Annotated in this window: 20 protein-coding genes; 2 read left to right on the top strand and 18 right to left on the bottom strand. The window is 61.7% G+C overall.

From position 1 onward, the window contains the following. Positions 1-14: 14 nt before the first annotated feature. From KVY02_RS01840 to KVY02_RS01815, 6 genes are all read right to left on the bottom strand, one after another. The gene (locus tag KVY02_RS01840) at positions 15-644 is read right to left on the bottom strand and encodes a reverse transcriptase domain-containing protein (RefSeq protein ID WP_213262322.1); all 630 of its coding nucleotides are present in this window, start codon (positions 642-644) and stop codon (positions 15-17) included. A gap of 5 nt (positions 645-649) precedes the next feature. Beyond that, positions 650-1,291 (bottom strand): reverse transcriptase domain-containing protein, encoded by a 642-nt coding sequence (locus tag KVY02_RS01835; protein WP_213262323.1) that lies wholly within the window; start codon positions 1,289-1,291, stop codon positions 650-652. Between the two features lie 543 nt (positions 1,292-1,834). After that, complete coding sequence (locus KVY02_RS01830) at positions 1,835-2,860, bottom strand: transporter substrate-binding domain-containing protein (RefSeq protein ID WP_218314193.1); 1,026 nt, start codon at positions 2,858-2,860, stop codon at positions 1,835-1,837. A 56-nt stretch (positions 2,861-2,916) separates the two neighbouring features. After that, positions 2,917-3,588, bottom strand: coding sequence for a glutathione S-transferase (locus KVY02_RS01825; RefSeq protein ID WP_016915887.1), 672 nt, complete (start codon positions 3,586-3,588; stop codon positions 2,917-2,919). Between the two features lie 249 nt (positions 3,589-3,837). Beyond that, positions 3,838-4,419 (bottom strand): antibiotic biosynthesis monooxygenase, encoded by a 582-nt coding sequence (locus tag KVY02_RS01820; RefSeq protein WP_081138025.1) that lies wholly within the window; start codon positions 4,417-4,419, stop codon positions 3,838-3,840. Positions 4,420-4,533: 114 nt separating this feature from the next. Further along, positions 4,534-4,764, bottom strand: a complete 231-nt coding sequence (locus KVY02_RS01815; protein WP_081138023.1) for a DUF2835 family protein — start codon at positions 4,762-4,764, stop codon at positions 4,534-4,536. Positions 4,765-4,836: 72 nt separating this feature from the next. Between KVY02_RS01815 and KVY02_RS01810 the strand changes: the two genes are divergently transcribed. Next, positions 4,837-5,436, top strand: a complete 600-nt coding sequence (locus KVY02_RS01810; protein ID WP_100731978.1) for a putative metalloprotease CJM1_0395 family protein — start codon at positions 4,837-4,839, stop codon at positions 5,434-5,436. Positions 5,437-5,494: 58 nt separating this feature from the next. On the opposite strand, the gene KVY02_RS01805 is transcribed toward KVY02_RS01810, so the two are convergent. The 12 genes from KVY02_RS01805 to KVY02_RS01750 all read right to left on the bottom strand — a co-directional run bounded on the left by KVY02_RS01805 (position 5,495) and on the right by KVY02_RS01750 (position 18,679). Then, entirely contained in the window at positions 5,495-7,210 is a 1,716-nt protein-coding gene (locus KVY02_RS01805; RefSeq protein ID WP_371317413.1) for a putative bifunctional diguanylate cyclase/phosphodiesterase, read from the bottom strand. 251 nt (positions 7,211-7,461) lie between these two features. Continuing rightward, complete coding sequence (locus KVY02_RS01800) at positions 7,462-7,941, bottom strand: C40 family peptidase (RefSeq protein ID WP_218314191.1); 480 nt, start codon at positions 7,939-7,941, stop codon at positions 7,462-7,464. Positions 7,942-8,053: 112 nt separating this feature from the next. Continuing rightward, positions 8,054-8,683 (bottom strand): histidine phosphatase family protein, encoded by a 630-nt coding sequence (locus KVY02_RS01795; protein WP_039181483.1) that lies wholly within the window; start codon positions 8,681-8,683, stop codon positions 8,054-8,056. A 12-nt stretch (positions 8,684-8,695) separates the two neighbouring features. Beyond that, positions 8,696-9,511, bottom strand: coding sequence for a phosphonate ABC transporter, permease protein PhnE (phnE, locus tag KVY02_RS01790; protein ID WP_100732296.1), 816 nt, complete (start codon positions 9,509-9,511; stop codon positions 8,696-8,698). 34 nt (positions 9,512-9,545) lie between these two features. After that, positions 9,546-10,373 (bottom strand): phosphonate ABC transporter, permease protein PhnE, encoded by an 828-nt coding sequence (gene phnE / locus KVY02_RS01785; protein ID WP_016915878.1) that lies wholly within the window; start codon positions 10,371-10,373, stop codon positions 9,546-9,548. After that, on the bottom strand, positions 10,370-11,239 hold the full coding sequence (gene phnC / locus KVY02_RS01780; RefSeq protein WP_016915877.1) for a phosphonate ABC transporter ATP-binding protein: 870 nt from the start codon (positions 11,237-11,239) through the stop codon (positions 10,370-10,372). The genes phnE (KVY02_RS01785) and phnC overlap by 4 nt, the downstream gene beginning before the upstream one ends. 108 nt (positions 11,240-11,347) lie before the next feature. Further along, complete coding sequence (gene phnD, locus KVY02_RS01775; RefSeq protein WP_081138007.1) at positions 11,348-12,328, bottom strand: phosphate/phosphite/phosphonate ABC transporter substrate-binding protein; 981 nt, start codon at positions 12,326-12,328, stop codon at positions 11,348-11,350. A gap of 130 nt (positions 12,329-12,458) precedes the next feature. After that, entirely contained in the window at positions 12,459-14,207 is a 1,749-nt protein-coding gene (locus KVY02_RS01770; RefSeq protein WP_016915875.1) for a bifunctional diguanylate cyclase/phosphodiesterase, read from the bottom strand. 98 nt (positions 14,208-14,305) lie between these two features. Continuing rightward, positions 14,306-16,252, bottom strand: coding sequence for an alkaline phosphatase family protein (locus KVY02_RS01765; RefSeq protein ID WP_218314190.1), 1,947 nt, complete (start codon positions 16,250-16,252; stop codon positions 14,306-14,308). 10 nt (positions 16,253-16,262) lie between these two features. Beyond that, a complete protein-coding gene (locus tag KVY02_RS01760; protein ID WP_218314189.1) occupies positions 16,263-17,633 on the bottom strand; it encodes a sensor histidine kinase in 1,371 nt (456 codons plus the stop codon). Further along, positions 17,630-18,304, bottom strand: a complete 675-nt coding sequence (locus KVY02_RS01755) for a winged helix-turn-helix domain-containing protein (protein WP_016915872.1) — start codon at positions 18,302-18,304, stop codon at positions 17,630-17,632. Before KVY02_RS01755 ends, KVY02_RS01760 begins: the two co-directional genes overlap by 4 nt. 12 nt (positions 18,305-18,316) lie before the next feature. Continuing rightward, the gene (locus tag KVY02_RS01750; RefSeq protein ID WP_081138002.1) at positions 18,317-18,679 is read right to left on the bottom strand and encodes a PepSY domain-containing protein; all 363 of its coding nucleotides are present in this window, start codon (positions 18,677-18,679) and stop codon (positions 18,317-18,319) included. Positions 18,680-18,802: 123 nt separating this feature from the next. Between KVY02_RS01750 and KVY02_RS01745 the strand changes: the two genes are divergently transcribed. Further along, positions 18,803-19,279 (top strand): PepSY domain-containing protein, encoded by a 477-nt coding sequence (locus KVY02_RS01745; RefSeq protein ID WP_016915870.1) that lies wholly within the window; start codon positions 18,803-18,805, stop codon positions 19,277-19,279. Positions 19,280-19,283: the final 4 nt, after the last annotated feature.

Below are 19,283 nucleotides of genomic sequence, written 5' to 3'. Positions count from 1 at the left end.
CTCAACCGTCAGGTTCACACGAAGGACGCTCGGTGCACGATTCTCGCTCGCGGTAACGGGAGTGTCAGCAACAGTTGCCTTGCCTTCTCCCACGGGAACCATCCTCTCTGCGATCGCCTCCTGAGCCACTTGATCCAGGTTGTCTGAACCCTGTATTGGAAGCGTTGCAGAGACTCGATGTTGTGGGTTATCCCGTAGTACGCATAGTGCCCCATAACCTTTCGACAGAGTTGGCGGTGCTGATCACGCAGGGGCAGGTGGCGGTTGGCTCGGCACCACAGCGAAATTCGCTTCAGGCCTCGCTTGAACCGGTCCTTGGCCGTTTTCTGCTTGATGATCCAGCGTCCACGCAGGGACTTCCCCCAGTAATAGGTAAAGCCCAGGAAGTCGAAGGTCTCGGCCCGTAGCTCGCGATGTGGCCGAAACCGTACCAGCCGAGTCTTGGTCGGGTGCAGGGTAAGGCCGAAGCGCGCAAAGCGCTTGGCCAGTACCTCCAGCACCTTGCGGGCATCAGCTTCGTTGCTGAAGGCGAGCACGGCATCATCGGCGAAGCGCACCGAGAATGCCCGTCCGCGCAGGCGTGGTTTGACGTCTTGCTCAAACCACTCATCCAGCACGTAGTGGAGGTAGACATTCGCCAGCAAGGAAATCACACCCCTTGTGGGCTGCCTATCTCGCCCTTCTGCCATTGCCCGGCGTCCAATACCCCGGCCTTGAGCCACTTGCCGATCAGGCGGAGGATCACGCCGTCCTTCACTCGTTGCTGCAGAAACGCACGCAGGTGCTGGTGGTCGATCGTGTCGAAGAAGGCTTTGATGTCCAGATCAATGACCCAGCCTCCGCCCATCGACATCAGGCCATTCCTCACCGTTCCGATGGCCTGATGCGCCGAGCGCCCCGGCCGGAAACCATACGAGCACTCGTGAAAATCATGCTCATAGAGCGGCTCCAGCAGGGCCACCACGGCACGTTGCAGGACCTTGTCTTCGAAGGTAGGAATGCCAATCGGCCGTGTGGAGCGCCCGTCTCCCTTGGGAATATTGACGCGCCGCACCGGCGGCGCCCGGTAGCGACCGCTCTTGGCCGCTTCCAGCAGACGCTGGACGTTAGCCTCGAAGTCGCGCGCGAAGTCGTCCGCCGTCTGGCCGTCGATCCCGACGGCGCCGTCACGGCGCGTCATCAGGTAGGCCGTCCTCAGCCACTGGGCGTCGATATGATGCGCCAGTGACGTGAAGGCACGCTGCGGGAAGCGCTCTGCCAGCGCTGCTATCCGCACTTGTTTCGTGGACATGACCTCAGGTTCCTGTGCACCTGTCATGTTGCCCTCGTGCAGTTCTGATGATTGGCCGCCCCTTCCCTCCAGCGGGTCCCGTCGAGTAGGTTCCCCGCCTTCTTCGGTACTATGAGCGACTCCGACTCCCGCCCTTCCATCCGGCTGGCTCCTTATGGTCGCCTGGCCGTACCCCCTGAGTGCCTGTTGTTTGCTTCCGGTACCGTCAGGCACGACAGCACCGGACCGGGAGCTTTCGCCGCAGGCAGCCCCATGCCTGTACCTTTGTCGTTCAGAGGAGAAGGACGGGCCTCCCAGGTTCCTGGGAAACCCCTGTATGGACATGCCCTGCTCTTCGACCCCGGCGGCCCTTCCCTGCCAAGCCATACGGCAGGGTCGTGTTGCCTTCCAGCATTTGAAAACTGTCGGCGACTGCCACTACCACAATTTCGGGGCTCTATCACACGGCCTATCCACTCGCTGTGTACGCTTCGCAGCGGCGGTTACCCGACACCACGCAACACTCGCTGCCGGCTGGTGGCTAGCCTTGGCCGGGTGGGACTTTCACCCACTGGGTTTCACGACATCCTTTCCACCTTCTCGGTTTCCCGGATGTCCAGGCTTTGCCTGGCGCACACAAATCTGATGGTTGACGTAGCGATATTTGAGATCAGGTGTCTTGATATAAATATAAGCATCGACACTATCCAGAATACTGGACAGCATATGTTCGTGAGTGGTGAGCTGCTGCCGATTGAGGCTATCGCGGCGGCGCAACAGCACATTACCCGCCAGGGCGATCACCAGCACCACCAGTAACACACCGCCGAGCCACCATAGCCACCCGGGCGCCAGAGGAGCAGGCGGGCCATGCGCCCGCCAGGCACTCAGGGTCTCGTAGTACGTCGACGCCGCGTCGTTTTTCCACTCCACCAGAGTAGCGTCGATGCGCTCCAGGATATGGGCATCCAAACCAGGCGAGGCGGCATAAAAGAGCCGTGAAGGCTGGAAGATGATAGGGGTTTCACGCAGCCCGTAATCGTTGGCTCGCCAGTCGCCGAACAGATGATTGGACGCCACCAGATCGGCATCGCCCAGCGCGACTGCCTGGAAGCCCGCCGCAAAACTATCCACTGGCAGCCACATCACGTCGATATCGAAGCGCTGCGTCACGGTCATCAGGTAGCTTTGCTGGATAGAGCCCTCCACCACCGCCACACGCTGCTGCTCGAGATCCAGAATGGCCTCGACGCGGCTGTCGCTGGGTTGGTAAAGCTGTGACCAGCTGTGCATGACCGGCTCGGCATGAAAGGCGAAGCGCTGGGCACGCTCTTCGCTCCACGCCAGGTCCGGCAACAGGTCGATATCATCCTGCTCCAGCAGCGTCAGGCACTGCTGAAAATCGCACGGGACGCTTTCCAGCTGCCACTGCTCTTTCAGGGCCATTGCCGTAAGCAGCTCACCCAACACACCACGCAATTGCCCCTGGTCATCGGTGAACAGCTTAGGCGGGTTGTGATACACCCCGACACGCAGCGTTTGCGCAGCGGCTAGCGGCGATACTGCCCCAAACACCATCGTCAGCAACACAGCATGGCAAGCAGCCTGTCTCGCACGCCTCCCCCTGTTGCACAGCATGGTAATGGTCACTCACCGGGCATGGTCAATGGCCCTGCACGCTCCACGACCCGCTGCCAGGCCGAGTCCTGCTCAATGCGTGCCACAAAGGCGGTAATCGCCGGAAACGCATCCAGCGACTGGGTGGCGGCCACGGCCTGCATGGGAAAGCTCATTTGAATGTCCGCGCCACTCGGAAACTCGCCGGCAAAATTGCCGTGCGCCTTCAAGTGCGACTCGATCATGCCAAGATGTTGTTTCAGCTGTGGTTGCAGAAAGCGTTTGTGAACGGTGCCACTAATACCCTGGGCAATGGGTTTGACGAACCAGGGCGACTGTTTAGGAATTTGACTAAAGATCAATCCCATCACCAACAGCGGCATTAAAGAGCCTTCGGCATAATGCATCCAGTAACGATAGTTAACCCATTCGTTACTTTTATCTGGCCCCGGCTGAAAATGCCCTTCTCCGTAGCGGTTGACCAGATAATCGATGATGGCCCCCGACTCGGCCACGGTCAGTTCGCCATCGGTAATCACGGGTGACTTGCCCAATGGGTGCACTTTTTTCAGGGCATCAGGGGCTTGCTGTGTTTTGGGGTCACGCTGATAGACTTCGATGTCATACTCTAGCCCGAGAGCTTCCAATAGCCACAGAATGCGGTGAGAACGTGATTTTTCCAGGTGGTGTACGCGGATCATGACGACTCCATAAGGCGATTTGGTACGCAGCCTTCAAGCTGGTGCCAGCATCCATTGACTGCACGCGTTAGCTGAATGATTTCAGCTTAGCACTATTACAGCGTTGAACCCCATCGAGAGAGTGGCGCACTGAGAATATTATCTACGTCTTTTCGAAAAACGTCTTCTAGTGCGCTTTAAAGTATCTTTAAGTGACTGTTTTCAATTACCACAACCCGCTACAAAAGTGGCTAAAAGAGCCACTGCGTGTCACGCCCTGTACTGTTGCCACATACGGTGGAGCAAATCTTTTGGTGACCATTTACCGTGCAGCCAGGGTGCCAGTAACCGCGTTGAAAGTGGAATAAATACGAATACCATCACGGGCGTCAGCACCAGCGTACTGAGCAACACGCGCGGTATCAGCGTCCACTCGGCCAACAGGCCGCCAAACAGCCAATGAAACAGCAGTGAGACCGGAAAGAAGGCCAGCCAGACGGCAACGGCCTGCTTCCAACGCGGCGGCGCAGCACCATTGGGGGCCACGTTGAACCAGCTGTCCAGGCCGGTGGCACGGTGCTCATGGGGCGCGTCGTAGAGCCCCTTGCCACGCTGCAGCCAGGCATGGCGCGACGCGGAGTGCTCCCAGGAAGCGAGTCGCGCTGCGCTTTCGAAACGGAAAATGATCTGGTATTCGTCATCGTCCTGAGGCGGTGCCAGCACCCCTGAGCCCAGATAGCCCGGAAAGTCGGCAGCCAGCTCACGGCCTTCATTGAGCCAACGGATAAAGTCCTGATAGCGGCCATTGGCCACGCGACGCGCCACCATCAAGGTGACAGGTGAGGTAGACATGGGTGATCTCCTGATAAGTAGGCAACCACTGCCGGATAGGCGGGTTGCAGGCATTCAGGTGGGTACGCCTGAAGCACACGGCTACATTATAGAGGGAAAACCACGCGGGCACAGCTAGGCATGCGGGGCCAGGGGAACGATATCGTGGAATTTACCCTGCTCGGTAAAGAACAGCCGAAACACGCCATTCACGCCGTCGCGGCCCACCACGCGGCGCAGGGCGGTGGCCGGGAAGACCACCCAGCGACCATCCACGCTGCGCACGCGCACGTTGTCATACTGCCCTTCATAATGGGCAAGGCATTCGGCTGCCGTCAAATGGATCATTACGTCAATGGAAGGCATGGCGTTGCGTCATCGGGTAGTGTCGCTGATACTTCATCATACTGGATTCGATCTCAACATCGGTAACCGCCCATGGATCTTTCATCACTCAGCGCTTCCTATAGCGCCACGCTCTGGCCTTCACCTACCCTGCCTAACGCCAGGGTCGCTGCCGATTCTCAAGCACAGCGCGCAAACGATGCCGACGAGGAAGCTGCCAGCGATGAAACGACCCCGGCAACGGCAGGCCCCACTCGCCCAGACGGCACCCCGCTGGAACCCGAAGAGATCCAACAGCTGGAGCAGCTCAAACAGACCGACCGCGCGGTGCGCCAGCACGAAATGGCACACCAAACCGTGGGTGGGCCTTATACGGGAGGCGCCACTTACGAGTACGAAATCGGCCCTGATGGGCAGCGTTATGCGGTCGCGGGCGAAGTGTCCATCGACTATGGTCCGGTGCCGGGCGCCCCCCAGGCCACCATTGAAAAAATGCAGACCGTCATCGCTGCCGCCCTTGCACCCGCCGACCCATCTCCCAAGGACCTTCAGGTGGCCGCCCAGGCACGCCAGTACCTGCTGGAAGCCCGCCTGGAAGCGGCCCGAGAGCAAAGCGAGATGAACCAGGCCCGCAGCGGCGACGGCACGGACCCGTCGGCCCCTGAGTCAGCCACTGCCGAACAGGCCGCTTGATCTCGACCACGACGTCAGTCACAGCCTCAACCACCGCCACTCCTCTTGACGCTTGGGTTCATTGCAGGCGGCTCAAGCCGTGCCAATCATCGCGTAGCGGCCACTGCTCGAGCCAGCCCGGCAACGCTTCCGGCGGCATCGGCCGAGCGATACCATAGCCCTGGGCCAGCTCGCAGCCCAGCACCATCAGCGCCCTGGCATGCTCCAGGGTTTCGACCCCTTCGGCCAGCATCGGCCGCTGGAAGCGGTTGGCCATGTAGATGACGCTTTCGACGATCGCCATGTCGTCGCGGTCCACCAGCATGTCACGCACGAAGCTTTGGTCGATCTTGATCAAGCTGACCGGCAGTTGGCGAAGATGGGTCAAGGACGAATAGCCAGTGCCAAAATCATCGATCGCAAAGCTGACCCCCAGCGCCTGACAGCGGGCCATGGTTTGCAGCGCGGCGGTCACATCGTGCATGGCCGCGCTTTCCAGTACTTCGAGCTTCAGCAGCGCAGGCGAGACCGTCGGATAGCGCGCCAACAGCGCCGCCAGGCGCTGGCTGAACTGGCTGGTCAGCAGGTGCGCAGGGCTGATGTTGACGTTGATGGGCAGGACGATGTTGGCCGTCTGCCAACTCGCCAGCTGGCGCAGCGCCTGCTCGATCACCCACTCGCCCAGGTCGATTTCCAGCGGCGTGGCGTCGATGGCGGGCAGGAACTGCCCCGGCGACAGCAGCCCGCGCTCGGGATGTTGCCAACGAATCAATGCCTCCACGCCGACGACCTGGCCACTGCGCATGTCCACCTGCGGCTGATAGTGCAGTCGCAGCTCATCGTGGTCCAGCGCATCCATGAAGCGTTGGCGCTGCTCATGACGAGCTTGTAGCAAACGGTCGTGATGGGGATCGAAAAAGTGGTGGGTGTCGCGGCCCCGTTGTTTGGCACGATACATGGCCTGGTTGGCATGACGCAGCAGCACATCCCCCTGCACATGATCGTGCGGGTAGCGCGTAATGCCGAGGCTAGCCGTCAGGTAAACCACCTGGCCTTCGACCATCAGCGGTTGGCGAATGGAGCCCAGCAGCTTCTCGAAGAAGACGTCATCGACCCCATGGTGCAGCAACAGGACGAATTCATCCCCACCAATGCGTGCCAGTACGTCATCACCAAACAGCTGGTGGCTAAGTCGCTGTGCAAACGCCGACAGCAGCGCATCCCCCACCGTCAATCCAAGGCGCTCGTTGATGGCTTGGAAGTGGTCGATATCCAGCGAGCATACCGCCAGCGTCTGCTGCTGGTTTTCCGCGTGCTGGATCGACTCCTGAATCAGTTGCGTCAACAGCTGCAGGTTGGGCAAACCGGTCAAGGCATCGAAATAGACCTCGCGGTTGAGGTGCCGAGCATGGGCAGGAATGGCAGACAGGTCTGCCAGCACCATGACATGGTGATCCACCCGCCCCTGGGTATCGCGGACGCGATTGATCGACAGCATGCCGGGATAGAATTGCCCATCATGGCTGCGGTAACTGACCTGGCTTTTACTGCGATCACGTAGCTGCAGCTCTTCACGCATCAAACGTACGCTGCGGTGGTCGTCCAGTGGCAGGATACTGAACGCTTCCGGGGTCTTGCCGCGCACGTCTTCCAGCGCCAACCCCGTGAGCTCGCTGAACGCCGGATTCACCTCTATGACCTGGTTATCGGCGTTGGTAATGATGATGGCTTCATTGGCATAGCGGAACGCCGACGCACTGGGCGAGGCAGCATCCTGAGTATCCAGGGTCGACATTGCCACACGCCACGCCGACGCCTGAGCGCCGGAAGCCATGGCGGGGTGAGGCAAAGACTGCTCCTTTGGGTCGTTCAAGGGCGGGCACATGCGTCTCTGCTCTCCTCGTCTAAACAGCGTTACTTTAATGACTTTTCGCCATATTAACACCGTCTTGCCTGCTATGTTCCTGGCGGCAACAGCGCTCTATCAACGCGCGTGCAGGCATCCGCAAAGGCTGCGTGTGATTCTCGGAGCCTTGTCGGTTGCTGCTAGGGCGCCAGTGAAGCCGCCCCCAAAAAGCGCTGCTGCCAGTAGTCGATATCCAGCGGAACGCTGACCACGGCACGGCCACTGCCCGGGGCATGGATCATCTGACGATTACCGCCATAAATGCCCACGTGGGTGGCCTTGCTGCCCTCGCCAAAGAAAAGCAGATCGCCTGGGCGGGGGGTATCGACCCGTGGCAGAGCACGGTACTGGCCGTCCGCCGTGCGGGGCACACGTAATCCGGCTGCGCGGTAGGTCATTTCGACCAGGCCAGAGCAGTCCAGACCATCCGGTGAGTTGCCGCCAAAGCGGTAAGGAATGCCGATGGATTGCTGGGCGTAAGAGAGAATCAGCGCACGCTCCAGTGACATGCCCCCTTGCACGGGCGGCTTGGCGGGGGGAGCCACGTCCTTGCTGGCACAACCGGCCAGTACTAACAGCAGGGCCAGAGACAGGAGGGAATAAACGCGGGCAAACGGCATGGGGCACTCCTGAGAAGCCTCGATAGGGTGTCTCTATCATGGCCCAGGTCACGCGTGCCCGCTAGCCGCCTATACGGAAGAGCATCCGTCAGGGCGTATCAGGCAACGCATCTCAGCGCCCGATCCACTCCACGAAGGTCGTTTCGCCCAGCGCATGGCGCTCGTGGCGTAGTCGACTCATGGCGGCGTAAGGCAGGTCCATCACCAGCCCGTGGGTCAGCGGCTGGGCAATCACCTGACGCAGCAGCGCGTTGCAGACGAATAGATGCGCCACCACCAGCACGTGTTTGCCCGGCGGGCGGCTCAGCAGGCGCTGCCACGCTTCACTCACGCGGGCATCCAGCGCCGCCAGGCTTTCCCCTTCCGGCGGCGCTGCCGTGGTGGGATCGTGCCAGAAGGCGTTCATCAGCGCGTGCCCCTCCTCGGCAAACACCTGGTCATGGGTCTTGCCTTCCCAGCGTCCCAGATAGAGCTCGGCCAGGTCATCGTCCACTTGCACGGGCAGGTCGAACTCCTCCCCCAACCACAAGGCAAACTCATGGCAACGCGCCAGGGGGGAGCTGACGATGGCATCGAACGGCGGCCTGCCATCGACCGTGTGACGCATCACGGCCGCCGTGGCCTGCTGCCAACCGGTTTCGCTGAGGGGGTGGTCGGTGCTGCCGCGCAGCATGCGGCCACCCAGTGGCTCACCGTGGCGCATCAGGTCGATGGTCATGATGTCGGCATCAGGAAAGCGCATGGTATCTCCCGGTCAGATGATGGCGTGGCGCACGCGGGCAGAGACCCACTCGGACACCAGCACGGTGGCAAAGATCAGCACGAAGATGACGCTGACCTGATTCCAGGCCAGGCTGTTGATCGAGGCGTTGAGCTGCAGCCCGATGCCGCCTGCGCCCACCAGCCCCAGCACCGTGGACTCACGAATGTTGATATCCCAGCGGTACACGCTGATACCGGCGAACGCGGGCATCACCTGGGGCAACACGCCGTAGTTCATCACCTGCAGGCGGCTCGCCCCGGTAGCGCTGATGGCCTCGACGGGCGTGGGGTGGATCTCTTCGATGGCTTCATAGAGCAGCTTGCCCACGAACCCAATGGAGCGTAGCGCAATGGCAATGATGCCCGCCAGCACGCCGGGGCCGAGAATGGTCACCAGCAGCATCGCCCAGATCAGCGAGTTGATGGAGCGTGACGAAACGATGATGGTCAACGCCAGGCTGCGCACCAGCGGGTGGGGCGTCGTGTTGCGAGCCGCCAGAAAAGCTACCGGGAACGCCATGACGATGCCCAGCGCGGTGCCTAGCGTGGCGATGTTGAGGGTGTCCCACATGGGCTTCCAGAGGACGCTGGCATACTCCCAGCGGGGCGGCATCATGCGGTTGATCAGGTCACTGCCCTGGCGGCCAGCATCCTCCACGAACACCCACATGGTGTTGTCGGAGATCACTTTCCAGCAGAGCAGGAAAAGGCAGACACCTGCCAGCCAGGCCACATACTGGAGCCACTGGGCACGGGTGGTGCGCCGCTGCCACTGCGGCACGCCTTGAGGGGAACTCGAAACAGGCATGGAAATTTCCTTTACGGGTTAAAGCATCGCAGCGCTACTGGGTCCAGCGGCGCACATGGCTGGAGGCGTATTCACTCATCAGCACGATGGCAATGATGATCAGCAGGATCGCCGCCGAGGTGCCGTATTCGTAACGGCTCAGCGAGGTGTTCAGCGTGGCGCCAATGCCCCCCGCGCCGACGATGCCGATCACCGACGATTCACGGAAATTGATGTCCAGACGGTACATGGAGAGCCCGATCAAGCGCGGCATCACCTGCGGCTGCACCGCATGGTTCATGGTTTGCCACCAGCTTGCCCCCGTGGCACGCACGGCTTCGACCTGTTTCCAGTCCAGGTCCTCGATATCTTCTGCCAACAGCTTGGCCATGAAACCGATGGTGGCGAAGGCCAGCGTCAGCATGCCCGCAAACGGCCCGAAGCCGAACATCACCACGAACAGAATGGCGATGATGATCTCCTGAAACGTCCGCGAGATGGCAATGATGGCGCGGCACAGGGTATAGATGGGCAGCGGGGCAATGTTGCGTGCCGCGCCCAGGCCTACCGGGATCGCCAGCAAGACGCCGATCACGGTGGAGGTCAGCGTCATGGTCAGGCTTTCCATCAGCCCGGCGATGATGTCGTTCTGGCGACTGAGGAAATCGGGCTGCAAAAAAGCCCCTAGAAAGTTGAGCGCTCGGCCGGAGCCTTCCGCCACCCGCGCCCAGTTGACCTGCACCGACGACAGCGCCAGCACCAGATACACCACCACACCGATGGCCAGGCCCCAGCGCAGCCGTGGGTTTTCGATCAGCGGCAGACGCCGCCACTGACCCTGGCGCGCAGCTTGCTGGCGCGCCGTGGCGTCTGCCGTGCTCATAGCGCGCCTCCACTGGCGACCTGGGCGAGCGGCCGCGCGTCATGGTGTGTTTTGGCGACTGACGCTGCAGTACGAGTTACCTGTGTTGCCTCGTCCTCTTCGTCGGCGGGCTCGGGCGTGGTGTCCCAGTCCTCTTCCCCATAGATGGTGGTGAGGATCTCGCTGGTGAGTTCGCTGGGCTTGCCGTCGAAGACGATTTGTCCGGCACGCAGGCCCACAATGCGGTCGGCAAACTGCTGCGCCAGAGCCACGTCATGAATATTGATGATGGCAGCCAGCTCGCGCTCGGCGCACAGCTCGCGAATCAGACGCATGATCTGGCGCGAGGTTTTGGGGTCCAGGCTGGCGGTGGGCTCATCCACCAGCAATAACTTGGGGCTTTGCAGCAGTGCGCGGGCGATGCCGACACGCTGGCGCTGGCCACCCGACAGCGCGTCGGCGCGCTTGTCGATGGCATGGGGCAAGCCCACTCGCTCCAACAGGCGAAATGCTTCAGCAACGGCTTCCTGGGGGTAGCGGCGCAAGAAGCTGCGCCAGAAGCCGACATAGCCCAGCTGGCCCGACAGCACGTTTTCCATGACGGTCAGCCGGTCGACCAGGGCATATTCCTGAAAAATCATGCCCATGGAGCGACGTGCGTGACGCAGGCGGCTGCCCGACAGCTTGGTCAGTTCGGTCTCTTCCAGGCGGATACTGCCCTGGCTGGGCTCCACCAGACGATTGACGCAGCGGATCAGGGTACTTTTGCCTGCACCCGATGGCCCAATCAGCGCCATCACCTGGCCTTTGGGCAGCGATAGGTGAATATCGGTCAGCGCGCGGTCGCCCGTCGGGTAACGCTTGCCAACGCCAGTGAGTGTCAACATGGAGAATGCCTCGTTTGCTTGTCGCTCAAAACGTTCAACTGACTCGACCCCATAACGCGTCGGCCAGAAGGTTGCCCTCCTGGCCGACAGGGTCACGCAGCGCTGGAATCAATCGCAGTCGTAAGTGACGCCATTGGCATCGGCAATGGTGCGGATGACCGACCAGTGCTCTTCATAGCTGATGGGGATGAACTGCGCTTCGCCAGAGTTCTCGAACTCCGCCTGCAGGGCGGTGCCTTCCCAGTCGTAGCTGAAGAACGCATCCTGGATCTGCTGCTGCAGTTCGGGCGTCAGGTTGTGGGCGGTGCCGTATGCCGTGGTGGGGAAGGTTTCGGAGGTGTAGATCACCTCGTAATCACCCTCGTTGATGACACCCCGTGACAGCATGCGATGGGCAACGGAGTTGGCAATGGCCGCCGCATCGTAATCCTTGTTGATGACGCCCAGGATGGAGTTGTCGTGGGAGCCGGAGAAAGCCGTTTCGAAGTCATCACCGGCTTCCAGACCGTACTCGGAGCGCAGCAGCGCGGACGGTGCGCGGAAGCCCGAGTTGGACGTTTCGGAAGTGAAGGCCAACTGACGACCCTGCAGGTCTTCCATGCCGTCGATACCGCTACCGGGGTAGGTGATGATCTCCATTTCGTAACCGTAGCTGCCATCTTCGGCCGCCATGATGGCGAAGGGACGGAAGCCGCCACAGTTGACCGCCACCGGTACGCCACCGGTGTTGAAGCCCGCCACGTGCAGACGGCCAGCGCGCAGCGCTTCCTGCTGGGCAGCATTCGACTGCACCGGGAAGAACTGAACGCGTTTACCCGTCGCTTCGCTCAGGTGATCCAGGAAACCCGCCCATACGTCGGCGTAGACCGCCGGGTCTTCAACCGGCGTGTAAGCAAAGACCAGCGTGTCCGGATCGACCCACCGAGACTCATCGCTGGGGATATCGGCCACCATGTCGCCATCGTTGTCCACGTAGCGTGAGGAGAGATCGGCAGCCGCATTCATCGCACTGAAAGCGAAGGCACTGGCAACGGCAGCACTGATCAGGGTGCGCGAGAGTGACACGGTAGAGAGACGAGAGGATTGCATGGATCACCTAACGGGGTAGTGAAGAGGTGGATGTATCCTGACGCCCCAGGATGACAGCGGCGAGTCTGGCGGGTGACAACTTCGTGACGTCTACATGACACCCGCGTGAACGACCTGCCGCTCTGGCGGCTCACGGCCCCACGCAGCAGCCACGCCGTTCCACGAACAGGCTGTTCCCGGCAATCTTCTTCGCCTGGTGCTTGAGTTCGGAGAGCTGGCTGGCAATGTCCAGGGCCTTGCATTGGCCCGGGTCACTGATGGGCTTGACGGCTACCGACACGCTGACGAAAGGGAAAAAGCTGACGCTTCCCTGACGGCTTTCGATGGAAAGCCCGCCTCTCTGGCGATCCTCTTCCTCGTAGAAGCTCGGGGCCATGACCTCGAAGGAGGCCAGAATCTGCTGGCACACGCTCTCCCAGTGCTCCAGCGGTAACAGCATCATGAAGTCGTCGCCACCGATATGCCCGATGAAGCCCCCCGCGCTTTCCACCTGAGCCTGCAATAGCCGCGACAGCGAGATGATCACATGATCCCCGCGGGCATAACCATAGGCATCGTTGAACGCCTTGAAGTGATCCAGATCCACGTAGGCAGCGGCAAAGCCATTGCCCTGGCTCAGGTAGGCCGTGAGGGTTTCATTGATCAGAATGTTACCGGGCAGCCCGGTGAGCGGATTGGCATGGCGCGCCTGACGCACCTGGATGGCGGTGATCTCGCGCAGCAAATCGACGATATTGCCCATACCCAGATACTGCCCTTCGCCATCGACGATGACGAAGTCCTCCTGTTCGATGTCGCGGCTGTCGGTCAGCTGCTGGCTCAGCGTTTCCAAGGGCATGTCGGCGGCGGCCACCAGCATCTTGCGATCGGCGATGTCCAGCACGCAGCGCTTGGCGTACAGCGAATGGCTATAAGGGTTGGTGAACAGCGTCAGGAACCCGTTGCGCCGCACCACGGCAATGGGCACGCCCTGTTCGATCACAGCCACGCAGCGCAGATGCGGCGTTTCACGAAACCGTTCCGCCAACGTGGGCACTGACACACTGGGCGCCACGGCCTCCACGCTGCGCAGGATGGTATGCGCCGTACGCCCGGCGGGAGTTTTCAATTGCGTGGTGGCGGGCAGCAGCGTATTGAGCTGAACAGGCGGCTGAACGCTGGGACGTGCGAAGTAGAACCCCTGCAACAGCGCCAATCCACGGTCCAGCTCCCACAGGCACAGGTGCTCTGCCGCGGTTTCGACCCCTTCTGCGATGAGCTGGCAGTCGAGGCTTTTGGCGACGTCCAGTATCGAGCGCAGAAACTCCCGCTTGGCGGGTTCCTGATCGATGCCGGAAATGAAATGGCGGTCCAGCTTGACGAAATCCGGGCGCAGCTCCGCCCAGTGGCGCAGGCTGGAGTGACCGGCCCCCAGGTCATCCAGGGCCACCTGAAACCCCATGTCGCGGTAGTGAGCCACCGCTTGGCGCATCAGGTCGTAATCGTGAATGGGCACGTGCTCGGTCAGCTCGATCACCACCCGCTCCGGCGGCAGGCCACTCTCCTGAATGAAGCCCAGCGTCAGCCCCTCGCGGAAATCACGCTCGACGATGGTCAGCGGCATGACGTTGAGGAACAGCAGCCCAGGGAGTGCGAGTTCGGCAAAACGGCGAATGGCGAGCCGTCGGCAAAGCAGGTCCAGCTCCACCAGCAGCCCGGCCTGGGTCGCCACGTCGAACAGCCTTAGCGGTGAATGCAACGGAGAGGTGCTGGGGCCACGAATCAGCGCTTCGTAGCCATAAATGGCCTGCTGATTGGCATCGACAATGGGCTGAAAAAGTACGTGCAGCTCTTCTGCCGCGATAATCTGGTTAAGCCACTGAGTTTCTTGTGCGGTCATGTGCCTGCTGCCCTGTCAAACGTCAACGATCCCTATGACTTGTCAACTCCATCAGGAAGGTGCCAGGGCAGCAAGCGTGCGTCATTTACATGACATTTTCATGACGAACCATCGGTTGGCGCCTTCATGCCTGGGATGTCCGGCGGCGGAAACACCGCGTCGCCACCGCGGGCATCCAACTGACGAATATCGGTGGGACGACCGTTCTCGTCGAGACTGACCAGGCCTATCCCACTGGCATTCCACAGCCGCTCGCCAGCGCTGGCCTGCTCGGGGTCCCGGGGGTAGATGCTGAGCTTGCGCCGCTGGGTAAACCAGTTGAGCGGCGACAGCGGCGCGTATAGCCAACGATTGAGCCGGTCGAAGGTATCCAGCAGCCGCCGAGGGAAGGTGTTTTTCACGCCGCTGGAAGTGATCTGCCACAGATGCGGGGCCTGCTCCTGCCCGCGTACGACGATGTCGTAGGCAAAGGAGTAGTGCACGTCCCCCGACAGGATCACGTAGTTGCCGGGTGTCCTGGAGTGCCGCCAGATGTGCAGCAGCACGCTGGCAGCACCGCGATGGGCCATCCAGTTTTCGGCATCGACCATCAACGGCTTGCCGGCCAGGGTAAACAGCTTTTGAATGCCCTCGATCAGCTTGACCCCGAACATCGGGGCAGGCGAGACGATCACCGCGCTGGGGGTGCCCAACAGCGCCTGCTGCATCTCCATGAGCGCCTCCCAGTCCATCAGCCCCGAGGGCCGTTTGGGGTTGCGCTCACTGCGCCAGCGGCGCGTACGGGTATCGAGCACGATCAGCGCGGGGGCGCCTGACACCTGAAACTCCCACCCTTGAAAGCGCAGAAGCCGCTCGATCACGCTGTCCTGGGCCTGGGGGTTCAAGGTGCCCGACCCATCGAACAACGTGCCGACCTGATGCAGCAGCGGGTTGAGTTTGTCCGGAGCATTGCCCCACCCTTGGCAAAGCAGGTAGGCCACCAGCGCGTTGCCAATGATGCGCCTGGAGAACGGATGCCCATAAGCACAGCGCTCCCAATCGGCGGTCAGGTTCCAGTCATCGGTGACGTCGTGATCGTCGAAGATCATCAGGCTGGGCACGTGGGCCATCAGCCGCGCGCACTGGGGCAACCCTGCCACGAAGGCATCGATGACCGCCTGTTCGGTACGGTACGCTTCGGCCTCCTGCTCGGCCAGCTCGGGAGGCGTGGGCGCAATGATCTGCCAGGGAGTCGGCGACCAGACCAGACAATACATGGCCAGCATTTCGGCAAGGGTCATCAGGTGGTTCTGGGCGTGCGCCGAGGTGAACACCGGCTTTTTCACCCCGCCGAAGAAACGCTCGCGCAGGGCCGCGTTGCTGGTGACATCCGGCAGCAGCGACTCGCGATGATAATAGGTTTCGGGAGCCGCATAGAGCGCCTGGCTATCATTCACCGTGGCGCCTTCCAACTGCTCATCGGCCAGCCCCAGCCGGGCGATGAGTGCATGCACGGCGCGCAGGGTGGGGCCTGCTACGTCATCCACGTAGACCTGGTCACCGGTCATCAATAGCCAGGCAGGCCACTCGCCAGGGGCCTGCTGGCGCTCGGCCAGCCAGGCATCGGCACGCACCAGACCATCGGGGCTGTCGTGATGGGGCTTGCGGCAGGAGCCGTGCATCAGGCGGTGGTGACGCGATGCCAGCACAAAGGCCGGGTAGGCCTGCCCGGCGTGACATAACCACGGCGCCCACTCGGGAAGGCGCTGCCATGCGCCCTGGCGGCTCTGTACCTGCAGATCGTAGGCGATGCGTGTATCGGTGGGCAGTACCCTGGGCAAGCTCAGATCGATGCAGTACAGGTAGGCCCGCTCGCCGATGGCCACGCATTGGTGATCCTGGCGAGACAGTGGGTAGGTTTGCTGGTCGGGGGTGTCCGGAAACAGAACCAGCTGGAGAGCCAGCGGTCGCGTGGCCACCAGCCACATCACCAGGCGTGACGGCGACAAGCGACGCAGTAGCGGCCCCACCAGTACGTCAGGCAGTGTTTCGGTGACGTCGATCATCGTTGCTCCTTCAGGCCCGCGCGGCCAGCACGGGTAGTTCGATCACCACCTGCAGCCCGCCCTGTTCGGCGCGCTGCAGGCGCATCTGTCCGCCATACAGGGCCACCAGATCGGCCACGATGGCCAGCCCCAGCCCGCTCCCGGAGCGCTGCTCATCCAGCCGTTTGCCGCGCTGCACCGCCGCCTGGCACTCCTCGGCGGTCATGCCGGGGCCGTCATCGCTCACCGTGAGCCTCAATACGCCTTGCTGCGCCTGAAAGCTCACATGCACCGTCTGGCTGGCCCAGCGCAGGGCATTATCGAGTAAATTTCCCACCATCTCCTGCAGGTCCTGGTCGTCCATGTGTACTCGCATCTGGCTATCCACACGCTGCGTCAGGGTGATGTGCCGCCGCTGAGCGAGACGCGCCAGCCCGTTCATCAGCGGCGCCAGGGTAGCCTGCAGGTCAATGGCCGCGAAACGCCCGCTGTCTCCCGCCGCCGAGGCCCGGGCCAGGTGGTGACGCACCGCGTTGTCGATACGCGAAAGCTCGACGTCCCAGGTGGCTCGGCTGTCGCTGGGCAGCTGCTTCGCCAGCAGGCGCATGACGCTGAGCGGCGTCTTGAGGGCGTGGGCCAGATTACCCGCCGTATAGCGTCCGCGCTCGATCAGCCGCTGGTCGCGCGCCAATACGGCGTTCATGGAGCTGGCCAGGGTGGCCAACTCTTGCGGCAGCCGGGTATCCAGTTGCGCTGCCCGTCCCTGCTCCACGTCGCGCAGGTTGGCATTCATGCGGCGTAAAGGCGCCAACCCCCAGCGCACCTGGAGCGCCAGCACTCCCAGCAACACGGCACCAAGCCCCAGCAAGCCTAGCCACAGCAGACGCTGAAAAGCCTGAATCTCGGCCACCAGAACATCGTCCCGGGCGGCCACGCTAACGTGCAAAGGCGATTCCAGGGGGGCCAGATAGATATCCCGCTCCACCACTCTCAGCTGCTGCCCTCTTGGCCCCGGCACGGTACGCGCCGAGAGCTGTTCGCTGTGGGTCACGGGCAGCCGCTGATCCCATAGCGAGCGCGACGCTACCGTGTGCTGCTCGCTGTCGGTGATTTGCCAATACCAGCCCGAAAACACATGCTCGAAACGGGGATCGCCCAAGCCACGTTCGTAGCGCAGCTGTTCACTCAGGGGGTCGTAGGCGACCCCGGCAATGATCACGTTGAGGGTTGCTTCGAGACGCTCGTCGAACGCGCTCACTGCGGCGCTACGATAGTGATGGGCCAGCAGCCCACCCGCCACCGGCAGGGCCAATAGTACGATCAGCAGCGCTGCCAGCAGCAAGCGCAGATGAATGGAGCGGCTGGCCCAGCGTTGCCGCCAAGGCTGCCCGGCAGCGCTCATGGTGTGTCAGGCTCATCGGCCAGCAGGCGATAGCCTTGGCCGCGCAGGGTGGCAATACGCCAGGCACCCAGCTTGCGTCGCAGGCGGCTGACCTGCACGTCGATGACGTTGGAGTCGGGCTCGTGGTCACGGTCATAGACGTGCTCCGAGAGCTCACTGCGGCTTACTACCCGCGGCGCGGCATGCATGAGATAACTCAGCAGACGGGTTTCCTGGGCGGTCAGGCTGACGGGCCTGCCCACCAGGGTAACGTGCTGGGTGTGGGTATCCAGGCTCAGCTCGCCTACCCGCAAGACCGGATGGGCGTGGCCATGGGTGCGTCGCACCAGAGCGCGCAGCCGAAACAGTACTTCAGCGGGCTCGAAAGGCTTGGTCACGTAATCATCGGCTCCGGCGGTAAAGCCTGCGGCCTTGTCGGCCCAACGCTCACGAGCGGTCAAGATCAGCACCGGCAGGTCGATGCCATCTTCCCGCCAGGAAGAGAGCCAGCGGGTGCCATCGCCATCCGGCAGGCCGATGTCCAGAATCACCGTATCGTAGGCTTCCGTACGCACCAGAAAGTCGGCTTCCTGACCATTTTCGGCTCGTTCGACGATCCAGTCGCCTTCACGCAGGGCCTGGCTCAGCTCACGGGCAAGCGCCTGGTCATCCTCTACCAGCAAACACTTCATCACGCCATCCTTTCAGGGGTTACGCTGCATCTCGCGAATGCGGACACCTTCGATCTTCATCAACTGGCCGCTGTGACCATCGAACTCGAACTCGACCACCTGGCCCTGGGGGCCCAGCATCTTGATCTCATACTCCACCAGCCCGTCGTCCCGGTCGATCTCGATTTCCAGAATATCGCCCATATAGTTGACTTCCAGCCAGTCCAGAATCGTCTCCAGCGGCACCACATCGCCACGCCCTACTTCACCGTGCAGCGCTTGCCAAGGCTGGTCGCCAATGGCGTTACCCATCCAGGCCAGCGCCAGCGCGCAGGCCACCACCCGAAGGCGGAGCCAGGTGCGCAAGGAGCGTAGGAAAGCGGTCGTGGTTTTCATGGTGCCAGCATGCCAAAGTCAACATGAACGGTAGATGAATGACTTTGTCAGCTTCCGGTAAGACCCCAGCTGCTATAACTGTCTCGTCGCTTCAACTGACATATCATGAAAAAGGAGCTTGTGATGAACGCCATGAAAAAAATGCTGATGATTCCTGCCTCTGCCCTGCTGTTGAGCGCAGCCGCCAGCACCGTATATGCCGATACCCAGCCGGTGGACCGCATCGACGACATTCTGACCTACGCCAGCGATTATGGTTTTACGCACTATGAAGAGATCAGCATCAAGAGCCGTGGACGCGCCGAAGTCGAAGGCTGGCTGGACGATGAGTGGTACGCTGATGTCGAGTTCTCGCTGGATAACGGCGATACCCTGAAGGAAGAGCGCAAGCGTCTGATCACCGGCGCCTGGGGCATGAGCGAAGACGATGTGCGCCAGGCGCTCAATATCGCCAGCCAGGAAGGCATGATGGAGTTCGAGGAGATCGAGATCGACAAGAACGGCACCATCGACATCGAAGGGCGCGACCAGAACGGTCGTGAGCTGGACATCAAGATGCGTCAGGGTTCGTTCCAGGTCACCGAGATCGACCGCGACTGATACG

Origin of the sequence: Halomonas sp. 18071143 (genome assembly GCF_019211725.1) — a bacterium.
Classification (GTDB): domain Bacteria; phylum Pseudomonadota; class Gammaproteobacteria; order Pseudomonadales; family Halomonadaceae; genus Vreelandella; species Vreelandella stevensii.
The sequence above is the reverse complement of the archived record's forward strand: the minus strand, read 5'-3'. Positions and strand labels throughout refer to the sequence as shown.

Bases quoted from the DNA above. Each gene is read 5' to 3' on its own strand.
- phnE (WP_100732296.1), bottom strand. From the start codon at position 9,511: ATGCCTGTTTCGAGTTCCCCTCAAGGCGTGCCGCAGTGGCAGCGGCGC.
- KVY02_RS01795 (WP_039181483.1), bottom strand. From the start codon at position 8,683: ATGCGCTTTCCTGATGCCGACATCATGACCATCGACCTGATGCGCCAC.
- phnE (WP_016915878.1), bottom strand. From the start codon at position 10,373: ATGAGCACGGCAGACGCCACGGCGCGCCAGCAAGCTGCGCGCCAGGGT.
- phnC (WP_016915877.1), bottom strand. From the start codon at position 11,239: ATGTTGACACTCACTGGCGTTGGCAAGCGTTACCCGACGGGCGACCGC.
- KVY02_RS01770 (WP_016915875.1), bottom strand. From the start codon at position 14,207: ATGACCGCACAAGAAACTCAGTGGCTTAACCAGATTATCGCGGCAGAA.
- KVY02_RS01820 (WP_081138025.1), bottom strand. From the start codon at position 4,419: ATGTCTACCTCACCTGTCACCTTGATGGTGGCGCGTCGCGTGGCCAAT.
- KVY02_RS01755 (WP_016915872.1), bottom strand. From the start codon at position 18,304: ATGAAGTGTTTGCTGGTAGAGGATGACCAGGCGCTTGCCCGTGAGCTG.
- KVY02_RS01835 (WP_213262323.1), bottom strand. From the start codon at position 1,291: ATGTCCACGAAACAAGTGCGGATAGCAGCGCTGGCAGAGCGCTTCCCG.
- KVY02_RS01760 (WP_218314189.1), bottom strand. From the start codon at position 17,633: ATGAGCGCTGCCGGGCAGCCTTGGCGGCAACGCTGGGCCAGCCGCTCC.
- phnD (WP_081138007.1), bottom strand. From the start codon at position 12,328: ATGCAATCCTCTCGTCTCTCTACCGTGTCACTCTCGCGCACCCTGATC.
- KVY02_RS01745 (WP_016915870.1), top strand. From the start codon at position 18,803: ATGAACGCCATGAAAAAAATGCTGATGATTCCTGCCTCTGCCCTGCTG.
- KVY02_RS01810 (WP_100731978.1), top strand. From the start codon at position 4,837: ATGGATCTTTCATCACTCAGCGCTTCCTATAGCGCCACGCTCTGGCCT.
- KVY02_RS01825 (WP_016915887.1), bottom strand. From the start codon at position 3,588: ATGATCCGCGTACACCACCTGGAAAAATCACGTTCTCACCGCATTCTG.
- KVY02_RS01800 (WP_218314191.1), bottom strand. From the start codon at position 7,941: ATGCCGTTTGCCCGCGTTTATTCCCTCCTGTCTCTGGCCCTGCTGTTA.
- KVY02_RS01805 (WP_371317413.1), bottom strand. From the start codon at position 7,210: ATGTCGACCCTGGATACTCAGGATGCTGCCTCGCCCAGTGCGTCGGCG.
- KVY02_RS01750 (WP_081138002.1), bottom strand. From the start codon at position 18,679: ATGAAAACCACGACCGCTTTCCTACGCTCCTTGCGCACCTGGCTCCGC.
- KVY02_RS01765 (WP_218314190.1), bottom strand. From the start codon at position 16,252: ATGATCGACGTCACCGAAACACTGCCTGACGTACTGGTGGGGCCGCTA.
- KVY02_RS01815 (WP_081138023.1), bottom strand. From the start codon at position 4,764: ATGCCTTCCATTGACGTAATGATCCATTTGACGGCAGCCGAATGCCTT.